This window comes from Pseudomonas sp. NPDC090201, assembly GCF_044746825.1.
In the GTDB taxonomy this organism is placed as follows: Bacteria; Pseudomonadota; Gammaproteobacteria; order Pseudomonadales; family Pseudomonadaceae; genus Aquipseudomonas; species Aquipseudomonas putida_AD.
In genome coordinates this window covers 319,028-337,149 of record NZ_JBIVCX010000004.1, presented here as the reverse complement: position 1 = coordinate 337,149, position 18,122 = coordinate 319,028, and the positions used below count along the sequence as shown (strand labels likewise).

19 protein-coding genes and 1 pseudogene are annotated in these 18,122 nt (G+C 61.6%); 11 read left to right on the top strand and 9 right to left on the bottom strand.

What is annotated here, in order from left to right; translation table 11 throughout:
• Positions 1-3: 3 nt before the first annotated feature.
• Genes dmeF through ACIPOO_RS15615 form a run of 3 tightly spaced genes read left to right on the top strand, consistent with a single transcriptional unit; the run spans position 4 to position 1,500 of the window.
• Positions 4-933, top strand: coding sequence for a CDF family Co(II)/Ni(II) efflux transporter DmeF (gene dmeF / locus ACIPOO_RS15625; RefSeq protein ID WP_400608415.1), 930 nt, complete (start codon positions 4-6; stop codon positions 931-933).
• Positions 933-1,322 (top strand): hypothetical protein, encoded by a 390-nt coding sequence (locus ACIPOO_RS15620; RefSeq protein WP_400608413.1) that lies wholly within the window; start codon positions 933-935, stop codon positions 1,320-1,322. Before dmeF ends, ACIPOO_RS15620 begins: the two co-directional genes overlap by 1 nt.
• Positions 1,306-1,500, top strand: a complete 195-nt coding sequence (locus tag ACIPOO_RS15615; RefSeq protein ID WP_274131229.1) for a DUF1289 domain-containing protein — start codon at positions 1,306-1,308, stop codon at positions 1,498-1,500. The genes ACIPOO_RS15620 and ACIPOO_RS15615 overlap by 17 nt, the downstream gene beginning before the upstream one ends.
• Before the next feature lie 267 nt (positions 1,501-1,767).
• Here the strand turns inward: ACIPOO_RS15615 and ACIPOO_RS15610 are convergent, their stop codons facing one another.
• Together ACIPOO_RS15610 and ACIPOO_RS15605 are read right to left on the bottom strand one after the other, a co-directional pair.
• A complete protein-coding gene (locus ACIPOO_RS15610; protein ID WP_400608411.1) occupies positions 1,768-2,790 on the bottom strand; it encodes an LLM class flavin-dependent oxidoreductase in 1,023 nt (340 codons plus the stop codon).
• 104 nt (positions 2,791-2,894) lie between these two features.
• Positions 2,895-3,824: a LysR family transcriptional regulator gene (locus tag ACIPOO_RS15605; RefSeq protein ID WP_400608409.1), complete on the bottom strand. Its 930-nt coding sequence runs from the start codon at positions 3,822-3,824 to the stop codon at positions 2,895-2,897.
• A 236-nt stretch (positions 3,825-4,060) separates the two neighbouring features.
• On the opposite strand from ACIPOO_RS15605, the gene ACIPOO_RS15600 reads away from it, so the two are divergent.
• The 6 genes and pseudogenes from ACIPOO_RS15600 (at position 4,061) to ACIPOO_RS15575 (ending at position 7,629) form a co-directional block, all read left to right on the top strand.
• Positions 4,061-4,495 carry a DUF4437 domain-containing protein gene (locus ACIPOO_RS15600; RefSeq protein ID WP_400608407.1) on the top strand — a complete coding sequence of 145 codons (435 nt, stop codon included), beginning with the start codon at positions 4,061-4,063 and terminating at the stop codon, positions 4,493-4,495.
• Positions 4,496-4,521: 26 nt separating this feature from the next.
• Positions 4,522-4,692: pseudogene (locus ACIPOO_RS15595) on the top strand (hypothetical protein); the annotation flags it as partial.
• An 85-nt stretch (positions 4,693-4,777) separates the two neighbouring features.
• Complete coding sequence (locus tag ACIPOO_RS15590) at positions 4,778-5,665, top strand: alkene reductase (RefSeq protein WP_400608405.1); 888 nt, start codon at positions 4,778-4,780, stop codon at positions 5,663-5,665.
• Entirely contained in the window at positions 5,666-6,160 is a 495-nt protein-coding gene (locus tag ACIPOO_RS15585; RefSeq protein WP_400608403.1) for a DinB family protein, read from the top strand. It begins immediately after the preceding gene.
• A 52-nt stretch (positions 6,161-6,212) separates the two neighbouring features.
• Positions 6,213-6,758 (top strand): cysteine hydrolase family protein, encoded by a 546-nt coding sequence (locus tag ACIPOO_RS15580; RefSeq protein WP_400608401.1) that lies wholly within the window; start codon positions 6,213-6,215, stop codon positions 6,756-6,758.
• 118 nt (positions 6,759-6,876) lie between these two features.
• A complete protein-coding gene (locus ACIPOO_RS15575; RefSeq protein ID WP_400608399.1) occupies positions 6,877-7,629 on the top strand; it encodes a hypothetical protein in 753 nt (250 codons plus the stop codon).
• Positions 7,630-8,154: 525 nt separating this feature from the next.
• Here the strand turns inward: ACIPOO_RS15575 and ACIPOO_RS15570 are convergent.
• From ACIPOO_RS15570 to ACIPOO_RS15555, 4 genes are all read right to left on the bottom strand, one after another.
• Positions 8,155-8,829, bottom strand: coding sequence for a DUF3313 domain-containing protein (locus ACIPOO_RS15570; protein WP_274131224.1), 675 nt, complete (start codon positions 8,827-8,829; stop codon positions 8,155-8,157).
• A gap of 203 nt (positions 8,830-9,032) precedes the next feature.
• Complete coding sequence (locus ACIPOO_RS15565) at positions 9,033-9,464, bottom strand: nuclear transport factor 2 family protein (protein WP_400608397.1); 432 nt, start codon at positions 9,462-9,464, stop codon at positions 9,033-9,035.
• Positions 9,465-9,551: 87 nt separating this feature from the next.
• Complete coding sequence (locus ACIPOO_RS15560; RefSeq protein WP_400608395.1) at positions 9,552-10,967, bottom strand: MFS transporter; 1,416 nt, start codon at positions 10,965-10,967, stop codon at positions 9,552-9,554.
• 359 nt (positions 10,968-11,326) lie between these two features.
• Positions 11,327-12,454 (bottom strand): metallophosphoesterase, encoded by a 1,128-nt coding sequence (locus tag ACIPOO_RS15555; protein ID WP_400608393.1) that lies wholly within the window; start codon positions 12,452-12,454, stop codon positions 11,327-11,329.
• A gap of 271 nt (positions 12,455-12,725) precedes the next feature.
• On the opposite strand from ACIPOO_RS15555, the gene ACIPOO_RS15550 reads away from it, so the two are divergent.
• Positions 12,726-13,637 carry a LysR family transcriptional regulator gene (locus ACIPOO_RS15550; protein ID WP_400608391.1) on the top strand — a complete coding sequence of 304 codons (912 nt, stop codon included), beginning with the start codon at positions 12,726-12,728 and terminating at the stop codon, positions 13,635-13,637.
• Between the two features lie 20 nt (positions 13,638-13,657).
• Here the strand turns inward: ACIPOO_RS15550 and yghU are convergent, their stop codons facing one another.
• Entirely contained in the window at positions 13,658-14,527 is an 870-nt protein-coding gene (gene yghU / locus ACIPOO_RS15545) for a glutathione-dependent disulfide-bond oxidoreductase (RefSeq protein ID WP_400608389.1), read from the bottom strand.
• Between the two features lie 372 nt (positions 14,528-14,899).
• Between yghU and ACIPOO_RS15540 the strand changes: the two genes are divergently transcribed.
• Positions 14,900-16,210 carry an OprD family porin gene (locus ACIPOO_RS15540; RefSeq protein ID WP_400608581.1) on the top strand — a complete coding sequence of 437 codons (1,311 nt, stop codon included), beginning with the start codon at positions 14,900-14,902 and terminating at the stop codon, positions 16,208-16,210.
• A 126-nt stretch (positions 16,211-16,336) separates the two neighbouring features.
• Here ACIPOO_RS15540 and ACIPOO_RS15535 read toward each other — a convergent pair whose 3' ends face one another.
• On the bottom strand, positions 16,337-16,636 hold the full coding sequence (locus ACIPOO_RS15535) for an RcnB family protein (RefSeq protein WP_274131219.1): 300 nt from the start codon (positions 16,634-16,636) through the stop codon (positions 16,337-16,339).
• A 302-nt stretch (positions 16,637-16,938) separates the two neighbouring features.
• Entirely contained in the window at positions 16,939-17,742 is an 804-nt protein-coding gene (locus ACIPOO_RS15530) for an EAL domain-containing protein (RefSeq protein ID WP_274131218.1), read from the bottom strand.
• Positions 17,743-18,122 lie beyond the last annotated feature (380 nt).

Below are 18,122 nucleotides of genomic sequence, written 5' to 3'. Positions count from 1 at the left end.
GGTATGAGCACAGCCGATTACAGCCATAGCCACGACTTTCTCGGGGCCGGGCACGATGAAAACGCCCGCCGCACGCTGTGGGTGGTGGTTCTCACCGTGGTGATGATGGTGGGCGAGATCGCAGCCGGTTACATCACCGGCTCCATGGCGCTGCTGGCCGACGGGTTCCACATGGCGACCCATGCCGGAGCGTTGGGAATTGCCGCCGCTGCCTATGCCTTCGCCCGCAGGCATTCGACCGATAACGCCTACAGCTTCGGCACCGGCAAGGTGGGGGATCTTGGCGGATTTGCCTCGGCGCTGATCCTGGGTCTGATTTCCTTGGGGATTGGTGTCGAATCGGTGCTGCGACTGTTCGAGCCCACCCAGGTGCAGTTCGGGACGGCCACCCTGATTGCCGTTGTCGGCCTGGCTGTGAACGTCGTCAGCGCCTTGCTCTTGGGCCACGGCCACAGCCATGGACACAGTCACGAGCATGAGCACGCCCATGAACATCATCACGAGCACAGCCACGAGCAGGACAACAATTTCCGGTCGGCGTACGTGCACGTGCTGGCCGACGCCGTGACCTCGGTGCTGGCCATCGTCGCGTTGCTGGCGGGCAAGTTCCTGAGCTGGGTCTGGCTTGATCCAGTCATGGGCATCGTCGGCGCGGTGGTCATCGCGCGCTGGGCGTGGACCTTGATGCGCGATACTGCTTCTGTCTTGCTGGACCGCACCGATGAGCACGTGGCCGAAGAGATTCGCGAGTTGCTGGAGCACAACCCGGCGCTGCGGATCACTGACTTGCATGTCTGGCGAGTAGGACCTTCGGCCCGTGCGGCCATCGTCAGTGTCCAGGGTTCGTCGCTGCAATCGGCCGAAGACGTGCGTGTCGCGCTCAAGCCAGTGCATGAAGTGACCCACCTTACCGTTGAATACAGGGTCGCCTGATGCCTTCATCGAAACGGAAACATGCCGGTATCGAGCGCGAACTGGTGAGGGCACTGACCTGGGCCTGCGAAACGGCAAAAAGCGAGATTGCGGGCTTTGAATGGCTCACCCATCGCGTGGATTACGAGCGCCTGGCGGACAGCCTGGTGGTGACCTGGGTGTTCGACAGTGATGCGAGCATGAATGCCGCGCTCGCCAGCCAGGACAAACAACGGATGCAGGCCCTGACTCAGGCGGCGTTCGATGATGTCGGAATCAGTGTTTCGACCATCGCTGCCCACGTCGAATTCGATTCCGAAGAGCGCTGCAATGCCCAGCACGGTGGGGACTGGGCGGCTCGGCTGAACTCACGGCAGCGCGCGGGAGGCAGGCATGGCAAAGGACATTGAAAACCCCTGTGTGTCGCTGTGTCAGCTCAACAGCGAGATGTGTGTGAGCTGCGGACGCAGCCGCGAGGAAATCCGTAAATGGCGCGGCATGAAGCGCCCGGAGAAAATGGCCGCGGTGCAGAACGCGAGTGCGCGGTTGAAGGCGTTCAACAAGAAGAAAAACAAGAGCAAGAGTTAGCGCCCCACGGGTCGAATTCACATCCCGCGGGCATCCCCCGTAGCAGTCCGGCTTGCCGGCGTCAGCGATCTTGCGCACGCCCTCGCCGGCAAGCCGTGCTGCTACGGGGTCGGTGTTCAGATTCCCACCTGTAGGAGCGCGCTTGCCCGCGACGGGATCTGTCAGGCGTCGGAGGTGTGTCGGATCTACCGACATCGTCGCGGGCAAGCGCGCTCCTACAATGGCGCGGATGGAACGCGAGGTTTGTGACCGGCGATCCTGTGGCCGCTATCGCCATCCCAACCCAGGCGCGACATGCTTGAGGATCGACTCGATCACGTGGGCGCAGTATTCCACCCCCAACTGGTTAGGCACGGTCAGCAGCAGGGTGTCGGCGGCCGCGATGGCCTCATCCCTGGCCAGCGCCTCGATCAGCACATCCGGCTCGGCCGCGTAATTACGCCCGAATACGGTCTGGATATGTCCGTCCAGCAGGCCGATGGTGTCCTGGCTTTCGTCGGTTGAGCCAAAGTACATACGGTCCATGTCGTTGGTGATCGCAAAGATGCTGCGGCTCACCGACACGCGCGGCTCGCGGGTATGCCCGGCTTCTTTCCAGGCCTGTCGATACAGACGGATCTGCTCGGCCTGCTGGATGTGCAGGGGCTCGCCGCTTTCGTCGACCTTCAGAGTGGATGTCTGCAGGTTCATGCCCATTTGCGCTGCCCACACGGCGGTTGCGTCGGATGCCGAGCCCCACCAGATCCTGTCTCGCAGGCCTTCGGAATGCGGCTCCAGGCGCAGCAGCCCCGGTGGGTTGGCGAACATGGGCCGTGGGTTGGGCTGGGCAGAGCCCTTGCCGCGCAGCAACTCATAAAAGACTTCAGTATGCCTGCGCGCCATGTCGGCGTGAGTCTCGCCTTCATTGGGCGCATACCCGAAATGCCGCCAGCCTTCGATGACCTGTTCCCCCGAGCCGCGACTGATGCCCAGTTGCAAGCGACCGCCTGCGATCAGATCGGCAGCGCTTGCATCTTCGACCATGTAATGCGGGTTCTCGTAACGCATGTCGATCACACCGGTGCCGATCTCGATGCGCCGGGTTTTCGCGCCTACCGCCGCCAGCAGCGGGAAGGGTGAGGCCAGTTGCCGGGCGAAGTGGTGGACGCGAAAGAACGCGCCGTCCGCGCCCAGTTCTTCAGCCGCGACGGCCATGTCGATCGATTGCAGCAGCACATCAGCGGCGGAGCGGGCCTGGGAATGGGCGGACGTCGACCAGTGCCCGAAGTTGAGAAAGCCGATCTTTTTCATGGGATGCTTCCGGTAAGACTGGATTTGGGCAACAGGCTAACCCGCTGCTGGCCAAACCTGTAGTCGCCAGATGGCAGGTTCAGCATCAACCAACGGTTGTAAATTCACCACTTGTTGAAGCGGGCCACGTGACCGCTGGCGCGAAACCCTTCGACGATGAAATCCACGAACACCCGGACCTTGGCGGGTACCAGTTTGCGGCTGGTGTAGTAGATCGACAGCGGCAGTGAGTCGGCGTACCAGTCGGGGAGTATCCGCACCAGTTCGCCGCGCTCAAGCATTGGCAATACATGGGGGATCGGCAGCATGGCGATGCCCATGCCGGTCGCGGCTGCACGAGCCATGGCCTCGGGGTCGTCCAGGATCATCACCGGGCGCACGCTGGCCACCACTTCCTCGCCGGCATAATTCTTCAGCTTCCACGGGGCCAGCCGGCCGGAACTCAGCACCCGGCGCAACAGCCCGCGATGGCGCGTCAGTTCTTGTGGGTGCTCGGGCGCCGGATGTTCCTTCAGGTAGGCCGGGGAGGCCACCAGCACGATGCGCAGACGCGCCAGCTCCCGTGCGATCAGGGCGTCGGTCAACTCGATGCCGCCGCCGATGGCCACGTCGAAGCCTTCGTTGATCAGATCGACCTGGCGGTTATCGAAATGCAGATCGGGCACCACGTCCGGGTAGCGACGCACGAACTCGTCCATCATCGGCACGAAGTACTCGCGACCGACCGTGTAGGCCAACGACACCTTCAGCGTGCCCGCCGGCTTGCCCGCGCCCTGGCGCAGGTCGGTCAGGGCATCGCCGATCTCGCCCCAGGGCAGGCGCACCTGGGCATAGAGGCGTTCGCCATCGGACGTCAACGCCAGGCTGCGGGTGCTGCGCTGGAACAGCCGCACGCCGACCCGCGCCTCCAGTTGCCCGACACTCTTGCTGACTGCCGCCGGCGTCAGCCCCATCCGCCGGGCAGCCGCCGAAAAACTGCCCTCGTCGGCGGTGGCAATGAACGCGTCGAGGTAGCTACTGAGTTCGGTCAGCATGGCCTGATCCTTTTACCCTGGGTTGAAACCGAAGGCGAAGTCTAGCGACTGCCAGACGAAAGCGCTCGTGACCTGAATCATTCGCAGTGCCGTAAGAGTGTGTTGAGAAAACGACGATTGATTTCTCCGGGTGAAACAGTCAATTGCCCAAGCCGGGAATTCTCAACATTTCTGGCGGGATCGATACTGGATTCAACGGCGGATACCGCCATCCCCTTCGTCTGTCGAGGTCCATCATGTCTACCCGAATTCTTGCCCTTGCATCGCTTCTGACCACAGCTATTCTCGCGCCTGCAGCGTTCGCCGCCGAGGCTGCCGATACCACGGTCATAGTCCCCGTGACCCAGATGCACTTCTATCAAAACAAGGAAGGCCTGACCATCGCCAATGGTTGGGGAGACCCGGCCACCGGCGCGCACAGCAACTTCATCAAGATGGAAGGCAACACCGCAAGCCCGCTGCATACCCACAGCTACAGCTATTACGGCGTTGTGATCAACGGTGTCGTGGCCAACGAACCCACCACTACCTCAGCCGATCATCCGCTGGCAGCAGGTTCCTACTGGTATCAGAAGGGCGGTGAGCCTCACGTCACCAAGTGCATTTCGCAAACCGAATGCCTGTTCTTCGTGACCTCCAAAGGTCCGTTCGATTTCGCCAAAACCAAGTAAGCACCCAACTGACTCTCGAGGCCTAAATGCAGCCATCTTCCGATCGCAGCCAGGGCCCGCTTTTGAATGCCGTAAAAGTGGGGCCTTACCAACTGCGCAACCGTGTCGTGATGTCTCCGATGTCCCGCGGCCGTGCAACTTTCGATGACATGCCCACTGCGCTGATGGGCGAATACTACGGGCAGCGTGCCGGCGCGGGAATGATCATCACCGAGTCCGTACAGGTTTCCCGGCAAGGGAAAGGGCTACCGCAACTCGCCGGGCATTTATTCCCAGGCGCAAATGCTGGCCTGGAGCGAGATCGTCCAGCGCGTGCACCAGGGCGGCAGCGTGTTCTTCATGCAGCTGTGGCACTGCGGCAGAAGCTCGCATCCAGATCTCCAGGAAAATGGGGCACTGCCGGTGGCGCCTTCGGCCATTCGTCCCAACGTCGAGGTTTATACCGACACAGGTCCTCAAGCTGTGCCCGAGCCTCGTGCGCTGGAAACCGCCGAGATCGCGCAGATCATCGAGCAGTACCACCAAGCTGCACTGAAGGCCAGGGCGGCGGGCTTCGATGGCATTGAAGTCCACGCCGGCAACGGTTTCCTGCTCGATCAGTTCCTGCGTGACGGCACCAACCAGCGCACCGACCGCTACGGCGGTTCCGTGGAAAACCGCTGCCGGCTGCTGCTGGAAATCATCGAGGCGCTGATCCCGGTATGGGGCGCGCAGCGGATTGGCGTTCGCATCGCGCCGCTGTCCACCTACGGCGAAATCCACGACAGCAATCCTGAAGCGCTGTACGCCTATCTGGTCGGGCAACTGGACAGCTACGGGCTTGCGTACCTGCACCTCACCGAAGGCGAGCTGCTGTCGAGCCGCGAGGTGCCGGGGCTGGATTTTCACGCACTGCGCAAGCGCTTCAAGGGGCCGGTCATCAGCAACAACTGCTACGACTTCGACCAAGGCAACCAGGCCTTGGCGAGCGGCCACGCGGACCTGATTTCGTTCGCCCGGCTGTTTGCAGCCAACCCTGACCTGGTAGAGCGTTTTCGCCTGGGAGCGCCCCTCAACGCGCTGGACATGGACACGCTGCAGTCCGGGCAGGCGCGTGGCTACACCGACTACCCGACGCTGGCGCACAACCCGGCTCACACAGCCCTTGGGCAAACCGAGAGTACCTACTGAATGTTCGCCGAACTGTTCAACTTCAAGGCCAAATCCAACCGGGAAATCCTCGCCGGGCTGGTCAAATCCGGTCTGGAGGCCAGCCACGCCGACGGCATGACGGCCATCCGTACGATGAACCACACCTGGGTCGTGGATCAGATCTTCAAGGCCCATCTGAGCGGGACGGGTCACGGCTATGACGCGGCCAATACCCCGCAGACGCCGAACCTGGGGGAGCTGTGCGCGAAGATCGACGAGTCGGATGCCTGGTTCATTGACTACGCCACTTCGCTCACGCCTGAGCAATTGCAGGAGCGGATCGATTTCTCATTCACCGATGGCAAGCGCGGCAGCATGACCCGCGAGGAAATCCTGCTGCACGTGATTACCCACGGCACCTATCACCGTGGGGCGGTGGGCCTGATCTTGCTCAGGTCCGGCGTCACGCCTCCAGCGGAAACCTTCACCCGTTACCTGCATGAAGCGCAACCCGAAAGACGCGCAGCACGCTGAACACCTGGCACCGGCGCTGTGCCGGTGCTCTCCATTTTTCACGGAGTTTCCCATGAGCAACACTGCACTGATCGTCGTCGACATCCAGAATGACTACTTCCCCGGCGGCAAATGGCAGCTGGCAAACGTCCAGGCGGCGGCCGATAACGCCGCGCGCATCATCGCCGCCGCGCGAGCGCAGGGTGATCTGGTCATCCATATCCGTCACGAAACGCCGTCTCCGGATGCGCCGTTCTTCGTACCCGGCAGCGAAGGCGCGCAACTGCATCCCAAGGCTGCGGCGCTGCCTGACGAAACGGTGATTCTCAAGCACTTCATGAATCCGTACCGCGAGACCCGGCTGTTGGCGATCCTGCAGGCTCGCGAGATCGAGAACGTGACTGTCATCGGTAACATGAGCCACATGTGCATCGACGCCGTGACCCGCGCCTCTGACGATTTCGGCTTCAAGACCACCGTCATCCACGATGCCTGCGCGACCCATGATCTGGAGTTCAACGGCGTCAGCGTGCCGTCGGTCCAGGTCCATGCGGCGTTCATGGCGGCGCTGCGGTTTGGCTATGCGAAGGTGGTTTCCACGGAGGAATTTCTGCGCTGAGGGCAGTGAGGGCCTAAGGATTTTGCGGTTGCGGACGATACCGTCTGGTGGCCTGGCCAGGCATCGGTCCTGCGCAGCCGCACCTATCCTTGAGGTTCAGCATGACAGGAAGCTTTGCATGATCCCCCGATCTCTCGCCGTGTTAGCGGTGTCCCTTGCCGCGACGTCGGCTTTCGCGGCGCCCGCCGCGCCGAGTGCGCAAGCCACCGGTGAATACCACGCAGCGTTGAAGGCCCTTGACGATCTGGTTGGCGAGAAAGACGCGCTGATGGCGCTTTCGCAACAGGAAGGCGGCGACAAGCAGCAGGCCGAAGCGATCATCACGCGGATGACCGAAAGCCACCAGCAACTCAAGGCTCACCTGGACAACGCCGCTGCGGCGGGGCACGCGGTTGCCTTTCATTTGAAGGCCAGGTTGCTGTTTGCCGAAAAACCGTTGGGCAGCAAGGACGCGGTGTGCGCACTGTATGGTCAGGCGGCGGCGCTGGGTTTGACAGCCGGCGCGCTGGAGTACGCCAAATGCGCCCTCAGCTACCCGCCAACCGATGAGTTGAACAAGCGTCTGGCCCTTCTCGAGACGGTTGTGCAGGGCGACGACCCCTATAAGGCGGACTATCCGCTGCCAACCACGTTCCCCTATTGCTATCCCAAGCACAAGCCGGCCCTGCAGCCGGGCGAGGATCCGATCGCCTGGGTTCAGGACAACGCACGCCCTTTGAACCTGAGTCTTGAAGAGTTCCGCGCCGAGGGCTACTACGGGTTGGCGATGTCGTCGTCCGAACCCAACGAACGCCGCCGGGAATGGCTGACCTCCGCGTTTGCCCACGGATGCCGTGAAGACTCGGCGCGGGTGAAGAACTGGTTGAAATAGCGGGTTCAGGGTGAAACGTCCGCGGGGTTTGCGGCTGGCCTGTAACCCCGTAGCAGCACGGCTTGCCGGCGTTGGCGATCTTGCGGACGCCATCGCGGGCAAGCGCGCTCCTACGGGGCCGGTGGAGATCATTCGTAGCAGTCCGGCTTGCCGGCGTTGGCGATCTTGCGGACGCCATCGCGGGCAAGCGCGCTCCTACAGGGCCGGCGGAGATCATCCGTAGCAGCACGGCTTGCCGGCGTTGGCGATCTTGCGGATGCCATCGCGGGCAAGCGCGCTCCTACAGGGCCGGTGGAGATCATTCGTAGCAGTCCGGCTTGCCGGCGTTGGCGATCTTGCGGATGCCATCGCGGGCAAGCGCGCTCCTACAGGGCCGGCGGAGATCATTCGTAGCAGCACGGCTTGCCGGCGTAGGCGATCTTGCGGATGCCATCGCGGGCAAGCGCGCTCCTACAGGGCCGGTGGAGATCATTCGTAGCAGCACGGCTTGCCGGCGGGGCGGTGTATGCGACAGAACCCGCGACGCTATTTGCCGGCCTTGAGTTTTTCGAAGCTCAGGCGCATGTCGGTGGCCCAGGCGTCGAGCACCGGTTTGACGTCGTCCAGGGTCAGTTGGGTCTTGTCGTTTTCCAGCGGCTTGCCCGCACCCTTGCGCACCACCTGGGCCAGCACTCTGTTGCTGTCGGCATCCAGAAACGCCGCTTCGGTGGCGATGTCGACGCTCTGGTCGCGCCCGCCGGAAGCTGTGTTCACAGCCGCCGCCACCAGCGCGATGGGAACGACCTCATAGGGTTTCAGGCCTTCGTTGTGGGTCGATACTGCGGTGATCGCCGGTCGTACGATGATGGTGCCTGGCCCCGGACCCTGCGCCAGTGCCAGATCCTTGCCCAGCTCACGCTTGAGCGCGGCATCAAAGTAGCGGGTGATCGATTGCAGCGTCTGCGCGGAGATCACCGCCGTGGGCTGGGGCTTGGGATAGAACTGGCTCGGCTCGATGTACACCCGGCTGTATTGGCCGGGCCTGATGTCCGGATCGATCCAGCGCATTACCGGCGCCCCAGTGGCGCTTTCAGCCGGCTTGAGGCGGCTGTAGTCCTTCAGAAAACCTGAGTACTGGCTCGGATCGACCCGGGAACTGGCGCAACCGACCAGTACCAGCAGGGTGCAGCACAGCAGCGTGTTGAACACAGATGTTTTCATCGCGTGACTCCCTTCATGAGGATCTTGAGGCTAGTACAACGCTCGGGATCTGTCGGGTTCAAAGCGATTTATCGGGGTTCGAGTCGCGCCCTTGGGATCGGGCGGGCAGGGGTGAACTGATGAATGCTGGATCGATCGCCAGCACCTGGCCTGCCGGCGTGGCGATCAACGATCACCCGCGCCGACAGGCCGCTGCAACTGGATCAGAACTTGAAAGCCTGACGGCCGATCAGCAGCCACTGGCCTTTCTGTTTCTGCCAGATCTGGAAGTTCTCGATCTCGGTCGGGACTTCCACGCCACTGTTCACCGCCTGGGCGGAGAAGTGGTTGCGCACCAGAGCGACGTCGCCGTCCATGGTGATTTTCTGGTTGAGCATCTGCAGCGTCTTGAAGCCGCTGCGGCCGGTTTCGATGTCGGCGATGAATTCATCCTTGTTCTGGATCTTGCCGCTGGAATGGCCATAGGTGACCTTGTCCGAGGTCAGGGCGGCCAGGGCCTTGGTGTCCTTGTGCAGCATCGCCTGGGTCATTTTATCGACAGCCTTGGCGACATCCTGTTCGTCCGCAGACGGTGCTGCGGCGACATAGCCCGAAAACAAACATACAAAACCCAACAGCAGTCTGGACCTGGTCATCGATATTTCCTTTTTGTTGTAATCGGGGCGATATGCGCCCCGCCTATATCCACGGGCGACCGTGAGAATCCGGTTGTAGAGGGCCGATCAGAGATCGGTGATTTCCTTGTGGCGCGGCACCAGGGCCTTCATCACGCTCCACGCCACCAGGTAAGCCAGGGCGCAGATCGCGAACATGATCATGTAGCCGGTGTGGATGTCATTGATCGACTTGTAGTAGTCGAACACCCAGCCACCGATCTTGGTCATGACCACGCCGCCCAGGCCGCCCGCCATGCCGCCGATGCCGACCACAGAGGCGACGGTCTTCTGCGGGAACATGTCGGAAACCGTGGTGAAGATGTTGCAGGACCACGCCTGGTGTGCCGATGCGCCGATGCCGATCAGCAGCACCGGCACCCAGAAGCTGATGTAGCCCAGGGGTTGCGCCAGCAGCACCAGCAGCGGGAACAGGGCGATCACGAACATGGCTTTCATGCGGCCGTCGTAGGGCTTGTCGCCGCGGGCCATGAAGTAGCTCGGGAACCAGCCGCCGCCGATGCTGCCGACCATGGTCATGCTGTACAGCACGAACAACGGCATCACGATGGCCGCGCCTTTCATGCCGTATTGCGCAGACAGGTATGTCGGCAGCCAGAACAGGAAGAACCACCACACGCCGTCGGTCATGAACTTGCCGAAGGCAAAGGCCCAGGTCTGGCGGTAGGTCAGGAGCTTGAACCACGAGACTTTCTTGACAGGCGCGCCCGGCACCGGAGCGGCCTTGACCTGCTCGGCCTCGTCGCTGCGGATGTAGGCCAGTTCATCTTCAGTCAGACGCTTCTGCTGATCCGGTTTGTCGTACATCGCCACCCAGAAGCCCAGCCAGACGAAGCCCAGCAGGCCGATCACGATGAACGCCGATTCCCAACCCCACATCGCTGCGATCAGCGGCACGCAGATGGGCGCTGCGATCGCGCCGACGTTGGCGCCGGAGTTGAAGATCCCGGTGGCGAACGAGCGCTCTTTCTTCGGGAAGTACTCGGCCGTGGCCTTGATCGCGATGGGGAAGTTACCCGCCTCACCGATGGCCAGCACCGCCCGTGACAGCATGAAACCTGCAATGGACACCGGAATCGCCGCGAAGCCCAAGGCGGTGGTGATCGCGCCGATCCCTTGGCCCAACGGCACCGCGAACGCATGCATGACCGCGCCGGTGGACCAGACGCCGATGGCCACCACGTACGCGGTCTTGGTGCCGATCTTGTCGACCACGCGCCCGGCGAAAATCATCGCGATGGCATAGACGAACTGGAACACCGAGGCGATGTTGGCGTAGTCGGTGTTGCTCCAGCCAAATTGCGTGGACAGATCCGGCGCCAGAAGGCTGAGCACCTGGCGATCCAGGTAGTTGACCGTGGTGGCAAAAAACAGCAGCGCGCAGATGGTCCAGCGGTATTTACCGACAGACCGGGTCGCCGCCCGGGTGAGGCTTTGCGGATGGGTGGATTCGTTCGGATTCATGGCATCACTTTTATTCTTGGAGGGGTGATGGTCTCTCGCCTGTTTTACGAGAGTGCACGTGTACGTCTCCGGAGCGCGAAGCTCTGGAGTCAGACGTCTAACAAGTGCGGTACGGCGGGCTGGAAATCAGATTCTCGGGAGGACCCGATATGGCATAACGCAGACGTAGCAAATGAGTGGCCCAGGGCAGGGCATTCGGGGAGATGAGCAAGGAAGTCGAATTCATGGTGGTGACCGACACTCATTTTTTATTTTTAGAGGTGAACGGACGATTTATCGTCTGTCGTCGTACAACACCCTATTTATAGCCAGCGATCCCTGCGGCTGTCAATCTCTGGCAGTGAGAAGGCTGCGACTTTTCAGCCCCGGCCCACGGCTCGTTTGAGGGTGATCCGCGTCAACTCCGAAGGGACGCCCAGGCGCAAGGCGAATCCGGGCCAGAGGGCGGTGCCGTTGTTGACGTAGAGCTGCATGCCGTCGACGTCATAAAACCCGGACACGAAGCCTTCGTTGGCCCGGGCGATGAACGGGGCGAGGGGACGGATCATGCCGCCGTGGGTATGACCGGACAGCTGCAACGCCACCCCTTGGCGAGCGGATTGCCTGGCGTTGCGAGGCTGGTGGTCGAGCAGGATAATCGGCGTGTTGACGGGGGCGCCGGTCAGCGCTTGTTTGAGGTCCGGCCCGGGCAGCCCCGCCCGTGGCGCACTGAGGTCCGTCACGCCGGCCAGTATCAGCTGCGCGCCGCCCCGTTCGATCAGCGCATGGCTGTTGTTCAGGCGCGTCATGCCCAGTGACACGAAGTACTGCATCCAGGCTTCGTTATCGAAGAAGTATTCATGGTTGCCCGGGATCACGAACACCCCATCGGTGGCGTACAGGTCGTGCAGCGGCGCCACGTCTCGGGTACGGGCGCTGATCGGGCCGTCAATCAGGTCACCGGTGACCACGATCAGGTCCACCCCCAGCGCGTTGGAGCGCTTGACCACCGCGCGCGCCCACGGCTCGTCGAACAGCCGGCTGATGTGCATGTCGGTGAGTTGCAACATCTTGTAGCCCTCGAACTGCGGGGGCAGGTTCTTGATAGCCACTTCGATGTCCTTCACCGGCGGCACGCGCATCGCCTGATGCACGCCTATGGCGGCCAGAATCAGTGCTGCGCCGCCTGCGGCGTAACGCAGAGTGGCAGGGATGGTCAGCCAGCGCTGGCGAACCAGCATCGTCAACAGCGTGGCCAGGTCCAGCACGATCTGCAGCACCGCGATGAGCAATATCGCGCCAAACGCCCAGTTGAAGAGAATCACTACCGCACGGGGAAATTCCGGGTCGAACACGCTGCCGGACGAGAGCCGGGAATACAGGTGATATTGCGAGGCGAGAAGCAGCAACAGCGCACCGGCGAGCCGGGCTGCCAGCGGCCAGGGCATCGGCCAGATGAACCGCACGATCACATACAGGCAAGGGGTGGTGAACATCAGGTGAAACATCGGGTTGCTCCAGTGGCCGTGGTGGTCCGTGCGCTCGCTTCGCAACAAAGCTCTGAAAACGTCCAGTGAGAGAGGTTCCCCGTTTTCATTGCCTGCATGCTGGCAGATTACACCGTCCCGTAGCAGCACGGCTTGCCGGCGGGGCGACCTTGAGGCCCACCCACGGGCAAGCCCGGCTGCTACGGGGTCGCGGTCAGCCTCCTGAAAATCGACCCCCTTTGCGCTGTCGCCCTTTATGATGGGCTTTCACCCACGGCCAGGGGCCAGGACCTTGATCAACAAATTGCTGGCAATGGAAGTCTTCGTCCAGGTCGTGGACACGGGAGGATTCACCCGCGCGGCGGAAAACATGAAGTTGCCGAAAGCGACTGTTACCACTCTCATTCAGTCGCTGGAAGCGTCGCTGTCGGTCAAGCTGCTGAACCGTACGACACGCCACGTCAGCGTCACCGCCGACGGCGCATCGTTCCACGAGCGCTGCCTTCGCATATTGCGCGAGGTGCGTGACGCCGAAGAGGCCGTCTCGCAAAGCCGTCTCAGCCCTTCAGGGCGTTTGCGGGTCGATGTGCCAACCGGCCTTGCCAGCGAAGTGATTGTCCCGGCGTTGCCGGATTTCTTCGAGCGCTATCCGGACATTCAACTGGAACTGGGGTGCAGCGACCGCCCGGTGGACTTGGTCGAAGAGGGCGTGGACTGCGCCATACGCGGCGGCCGACAGCTTGCCGATTCGCGCCTGATCGCCCGGCCTGTCGGGGCGATGCACTACGCCACCTGTGCCTCGCCGGCCTACCTGGAACGCCATGGCAGCCCGCTGCACCCCAACGATCTGACGCAGCACCGTTGCGTGAATTACTTCTCCGCGCGCACCGGCAAGATGTTCGACTGGTACTTCACCCGGGATGAGGAGCGTGTGCAGGTGGCCCTGTCCAGCCCCGTCGCCTTGAGCGACAGCTATGCCTACACCGCAGCAGGCCTGTCGGGACTGGGTATTATTCAGATGGCGGATTTCCTGCTGGCGCCCTGGGTGCGGGAGGGGAGTCTGGTTACCGTGCTCGACGACTGGGCCAACGAGCCGCTGCCGCTGTACGCCGTGTACCCGGAAAACCGTCACCTCTCGACCAAGGTGCGGGTGTTCGTCGACTGGATCGCCGAGCTGTGCGCGAACACCAGCACCCTGCACTGATCACGGCCACACCGGAGTGGCTACTTGAAAAACGGCGTGAAATCAGCGGCGTCGTGACGCTCGCGCAGGAAGGTTCCCGGTGCATTGGACGTGCGATTGACGATGCGGCCCCGGGCCACGGCGGGGCGTGCGGCAATGGCGTGATACCAGCGCAGCAGGTGGCTGTACTGCCCGACTTCGAGGAACTCGTGAGTGTTGTAGACGCCAAACAGGCTGCCCGGATGCCAAGGCCACACCGCCATGTCGGCGATGGTGTATTGATCGCCCGCCAGGTATTCCCGGGTTGCCAGATGGGTGTCCAGCACGTGCAACTGGCGCTTGGTTTCCATGGCGTAGCGGTCGATGGCGTATTCGATCTTGATCGGCGCGTAAGCGTAGAAGTGGCCCAGCCCGCCGCCCACGAAAGGCGCGGTGCCCATCTGCCACATCAGCCAGTTGAAGGTCTGCGTTCGTGCTCGTGGCTCTGTCGGCAGGAACTCGCCGAAGCGTTCCGCCAGATAGACGAGGATTGAGCCGCTTTCAAAGACGGGCAGGGCAGGGTTCATCGAACGGTCCACCAGCGCCGGGATCTTCGAGTTCGGGTTGATGCCGACGAACCCGCTGCCAAACTGATCGCCCTTGAAGATGTCGATCAGCCAGGCATCGTACTCGGCGCCCGTGTGCCCCAGCGCCAGCAATTCCTCCAGCAGAATCGTCACTTTCTGCCCGTTGGGGGTGCCTTGGGAATACAGCTGAAGCGGGTGCTTGCCGACTGGCAGCGGCTGGTCGAATCGCGCGCCCGAGTCAGGGCGGTTGATGCTTGCGAATTGGCCGCCGTACTCGGTCTTCGGTTGCCATATCTTGTCAGGCATGTAGCCGGCGGGCTGATGGTCTTGCGCGTTGTCTGCCATGGGAAACTCCTGGGGTCCCGAATGACGGGATGTAGGGGAAAACGAGATGGCAGGACTCTATCCAGACCGACCGTTTGCTTATACGCCCCGGCGCCGAAATGAGTTTTCCGCAGGCTGAACAATGGGGATCGGCTGTCCGCCTTGTTGCTGTTTGCGCTGTCGATTACCCCCCATCATGTAAAAACTGTTTGTCCGCAGCCCCGCTATTTGCCGCTCCCTGCCTGCTCTAGCCTTGCTCCGCCACAGCCTCTGACCGGTTGGGCACTGCGCCCATCGCGCAGAACCCGAACAATAATTCCGGCGGTATCGGCTGCACGCAACACAACAAGAGTGAGCAGGACAATGAGCAGAAAAAACAGATTCCCCGCGCGCCTGATGATGACCACCGCGGCGCTTGGCGTTGCACAAGTGGTTCACGCAGGGTTCATCGAAGACAGCAAGTTGACGGTCAACGCGCGCAACTATTATTACAACGTCGACAACCACGAAGGCGGCAAAGACCAGCGCGAGTGGGCGCAGGCGTTCAAGGTTGATTACCTGTCCGGTTTCACCGAGGGCACCGTGGGCTTCGGTCTCGACCTGCAGGGCCTGGTGGGCATCCACCTGGATGGCGGCAAGGGCCACCACCCGGACAGCAACACCTTCACCCCCAGCGACAGCGATGGTTCGGCGCCCCATGAGTGGAGTGCCGGGGGTGCCACAGCCAAGCTGCGGTTCTCGAAAACCGAACTGCGCTACGGCAACACGCTGTCGCCGAACCTGCCGATCCTGATCGCCAACGAAAGCCGGCTGCTGCCGCAGACGTTCGGTGGGTTCATGTTCACCTCAAGGGAAATCGACAACCTCACCCTCACGGGTGGCCAGATCGAGAGCGCTCGGGGCCGAGCCTCGACTAACAGTTCGGGCCTGTCGGTAGCCGGTGCTACACGTGACAGCAACAAATTCCGCTTCGCTGGCGGTGACTGGAAGGCCACGAAAAACCTCACGCTGCAGTACTACTACGCCAACCTTGAAGACTTCTACACCCAGCATTTCTTCGGCCTGCAGCATGTCCTGCCGATCAGCGAGAGCCAGAGCTTCAAGACTGACCTGCGCTATTTCAGAAGCCGCTCGGACGGTGCCAACGGCGATGCCGGCTACCGCTTCAACAACAACGGTGGCTACGCGAAGAATCCGGGCGAGGTGGACAACGACACCGGCATTGCCACATTCACCTACACTCTGTACGGCCATAGCCTGAGTCTGGGCTACCAGCATGTGTCCAGTGATGGCGGCTTCGTCTGGGCTAACCAGGCCAACGTGGTCGATGGTCGCGGGCGCAACGACGGGGAGGGCGGGGCGTCGTTCTATTCCTGGTCGGACGCGGTGGTGGGCAACTTCTCCCGCGCTGGCGAGAACACCACCATGGCCCAGTATGCCTATGATTTCTCCAGCGTCGGGGTGCCGGGCCTGAAGACCTCGGTGGCCTACCTGCGTGGTGAAGACGCCAGGGCCGCCAATGGCACCGGCCCTGACACCCACGAGTGGGAAACTGACATGCGCGTCGATTACGTGGTGCCGTCCGGGCCGTTGAAGGGCTTTGGGACCACCCTGCGCCACGGCATCTACCGTGGCGGCGGCAGTCCGATTGTCGACACCAACCAGACCCGACTGATCTTCAACTACACCTACGCGTTCTTTTGATTCAAGCCAGGCAGGACCGCATCCTGTGGCGCTCGAGCCAGGAAGTTGCCCGTGCCCTGCACGGGCTTTTCGTGAATGCGGCGCCGACTGCCAAGCTTGGTGGCGATATGGCTGAACGCCTCCCGATCACTTGTTGACCATTTCCTTGATGGTGCCCGTCGGCACACTGATCAAGGCATATTTGCCGTTGATTTGCACCCATTGCTCGTGCTCGGCGGGCGCCTTCAAGTGCCGACTTTTCCAGTCTTTGACTTCCATGCTTTCACGTTGATATTCGTCAGGCACGGGATCGCCCACTTTGTATTCCCTGTCCCCGGTTCCTGGGCGATTGAGCGTCACGCCAGGTTCATCAGCCGCGTAGGAAACGCTTGAAACCGCGCAGAATAGAGTGATGGATAAAGCAGCGATTGAGAGTTTGGACGTCATGGATCATTCCTTTGGTGGGGAAATTTGAGGATGTCGAGGCATCAGCTTCCAGGACCATCGCCCAGCGGGAGAGATCAGAACCCGGAGTATCCAGGCGAACATGGGAGATTCTGATGTCGCATCCGTCCATTAAGCTGAGTCCTTCAGCCCTGTATGGTTCAGAATAAAAAGATCACCGGACCGAGCGTCTGACATCGACATCGACTCGCCAACCGAGTGACAGGCCGCGCCGACGAGTGCGAAAGGGGCGCCCGCCGGCTTGCCAACGGGCAGGGCGGAACCGGGGCGTGCAGAGGCCTGGATCAGGTGCGGCGAGATGCAGGGATCAACGCCTGCGGCATTGTCTGCAGTTTGCCCACGGCGGGTTTGGCAAAAAGAAAGCCCTGCATGAGATCGACGCCCAACGCCAGCAGCGTGTCTCGTTCTTCAAGCGTCTCGATGCCTTCGGCCACGACGGTAATACCCAGCCGCTCAGATACCAGTACGATGCCTTCAACAATGGCGCGCCGTACTCCATCCCGGTCAATACCGCGTGTCAGCGCCATGTCGATCTTGAGAACGTTGGGCTGAAACATCGCGAGGAAGTTGAGTCCGGAATACCCTGATCCAAAATCATCGATTGCGGTCGTGAAACCCTGGCGCTCGTACTCCTGAAAGATGGATTTCAGGTGATCAGGGTCGTCGACTCGCTCCCCTTCGGTGACCTCGAACATCAGGCGCTCAACCGGGAAGTCAAACGTGCGGGCAGCTTCCAATGTTGCACGAATGCAGGTTTCGGCCCTGTACACGGCATTGGGAAGGAAGTTGATGCTGAGCTTGCAGTCCGGGATCGCGGGGAGGCCCAGTTCCGCCGCGAGCTCAATGGCTCGCACCCGGCACGCCTGATCAAAGCGGTATCGGTTTTGATCATTCACCAATCCCAAGATGCTGGCAGCGGATTCGCCATTGAGCCCACGAACAAGGGCTTCGTAGGCGTACGGCAAGCCTGTCCTGACATTGAAGATTGGCTGGAACGCCATGGTGAAGCTGAAACCCAGGTTATCGAGGTTCCGACACTCAGCGCACCCAACCGATTTGAATGGAGTCAACGGTATTTGTTCTGCCATAGGTTTTCCAGATACGACGGCCAGTCACAGTGCGCTTGCACAGGATATTCAGCACGCTCACTTTACAGTGAAAACCGGCCTTGGGTAGGCCTCTCGTTCAACGCTGCGGACGGCGATCACGAATGTATGTGTCTGAACAAATGGCTGAAATACAGGGGTTTATGTCCTATCGACCTGCGCAGTAACTTTTTACAGTAGGTCGCCTGTACATTCGCCTGGCGCGGCGACAGAAGACAGTGCGTGAGTGGGGGTAAGCGGTGATGTCTGCACAACTGGCCTGCACTCGCGGCGCACAACCCAGGGGCGTTGCGACTTCCGGGCGTCAGGCTCTTTACGAACAAGGAATGATAACCGTGGGCACACTTCAGGCCGTTGGCGAA

Excerpts from the sequence above, each read along its gene's own strand:
- yghU (WP_400608389.1), bottom strand. The coding sequence starts at position 14,527 with ATGGCAGACAACGCGCAAGACCATCAGCCCGCCGGCTACATGCCTGAC.
- ACIPOO_RS15535 (WP_274131219.1), bottom strand. The coding sequence starts at position 16,636 with ATGACGTCCAAACTCTCAATCGCTGCTTTATCCATCACTCTATTCTGC.
- ACIPOO_RS15585 (WP_400608403.1), top strand. The coding sequence starts at position 5,666 with ATGTTCGCCGAACTGTTCAACTTCAAGGCCAAATCCAACCGGGAAATC.
- ACIPOO_RS15555 (WP_400608393.1), bottom strand. The coding sequence starts at position 12,454 with ATGTTTCACCTGATGTTCACCACCCCTTGCCTGTATGTGATCGTGCGG.
- ACIPOO_RS15615 (WP_274131229.1), top strand. The coding sequence starts at position 1,306 with ATGGCAAAGGACATTGAAAACCCCTGTGTGTCGCTGTGTCAGCTCAAC.
- ACIPOO_RS15560 (WP_400608395.1), bottom strand. The coding sequence starts at position 10,967 with ATGAATCCGAACGAATCCACCCATCCGCAAAGCCTCACCCGGGCGGCG.
- ACIPOO_RS15620 (WP_400608413.1), top strand. The coding sequence starts at position 933 with ATGCCTTCATCGAAACGGAAACATGCCGGTATCGAGCGCGAACTGGTG.
- ACIPOO_RS15600 (WP_400608407.1), top strand. The coding sequence starts at position 4,061 with ATGTCTACCCGAATTCTTGCCCTTGCATCGCTTCTGACCACAGCTATT.
- ACIPOO_RS15570 (WP_274131224.1), bottom strand. The coding sequence starts at position 8,829 with ATGAAAACATCTGTGTTCAACACGCTGCTGTGCTGCACCCTGCTGGTA.
- dmeF (WP_400608415.1), top strand. The coding sequence starts at position 4 with ATGAGCACAGCCGATTACAGCCATAGCCACGACTTTCTCGGGGCCGGG.
- ACIPOO_RS15565 (WP_400608397.1), bottom strand. The coding sequence starts at position 9,464 with ATGACCAGGTCCAGACTGCTGTTGGGTTTTGTATGTTTGTTTTCGGGC.
- ACIPOO_RS15530 (WP_274131218.1), bottom strand. The coding sequence starts at position 17,742 with ATGGCAGAACAAATACCGTTGACTCCATTCAAATCGGTTGGGTGCGCT.
- ACIPOO_RS15575 (WP_400608399.1), top strand. The coding sequence starts at position 6,877 with ATGATCCCCCGATCTCTCGCCGTGTTAGCGGTGTCCCTTGCCGCGACG.
- ACIPOO_RS15590 (WP_400608405.1), top strand. The coding sequence starts at position 4,778 with ATGCTGGCCTGGAGCGAGATCGTCCAGCGCGTGCACCAGGGCGGCAGC.
- ACIPOO_RS15580 (WP_400608401.1), top strand. The coding sequence starts at position 6,213 with ATGAGCAACACTGCACTGATCGTCGTCGACATCCAGAATGACTACTTC.
- ACIPOO_RS15610 (WP_400608411.1), bottom strand. The coding sequence starts at position 2,790 with ATGAAAAAGATCGGCTTTCTCAACTTCGGGCACTGGTCGACGTCCGCC.
- ACIPOO_RS15605 (WP_400608409.1), bottom strand. The coding sequence starts at position 3,824 with ATGCTGACCGAACTCAGTAGCTACCTCGACGCGTTCATTGCCACCGCC.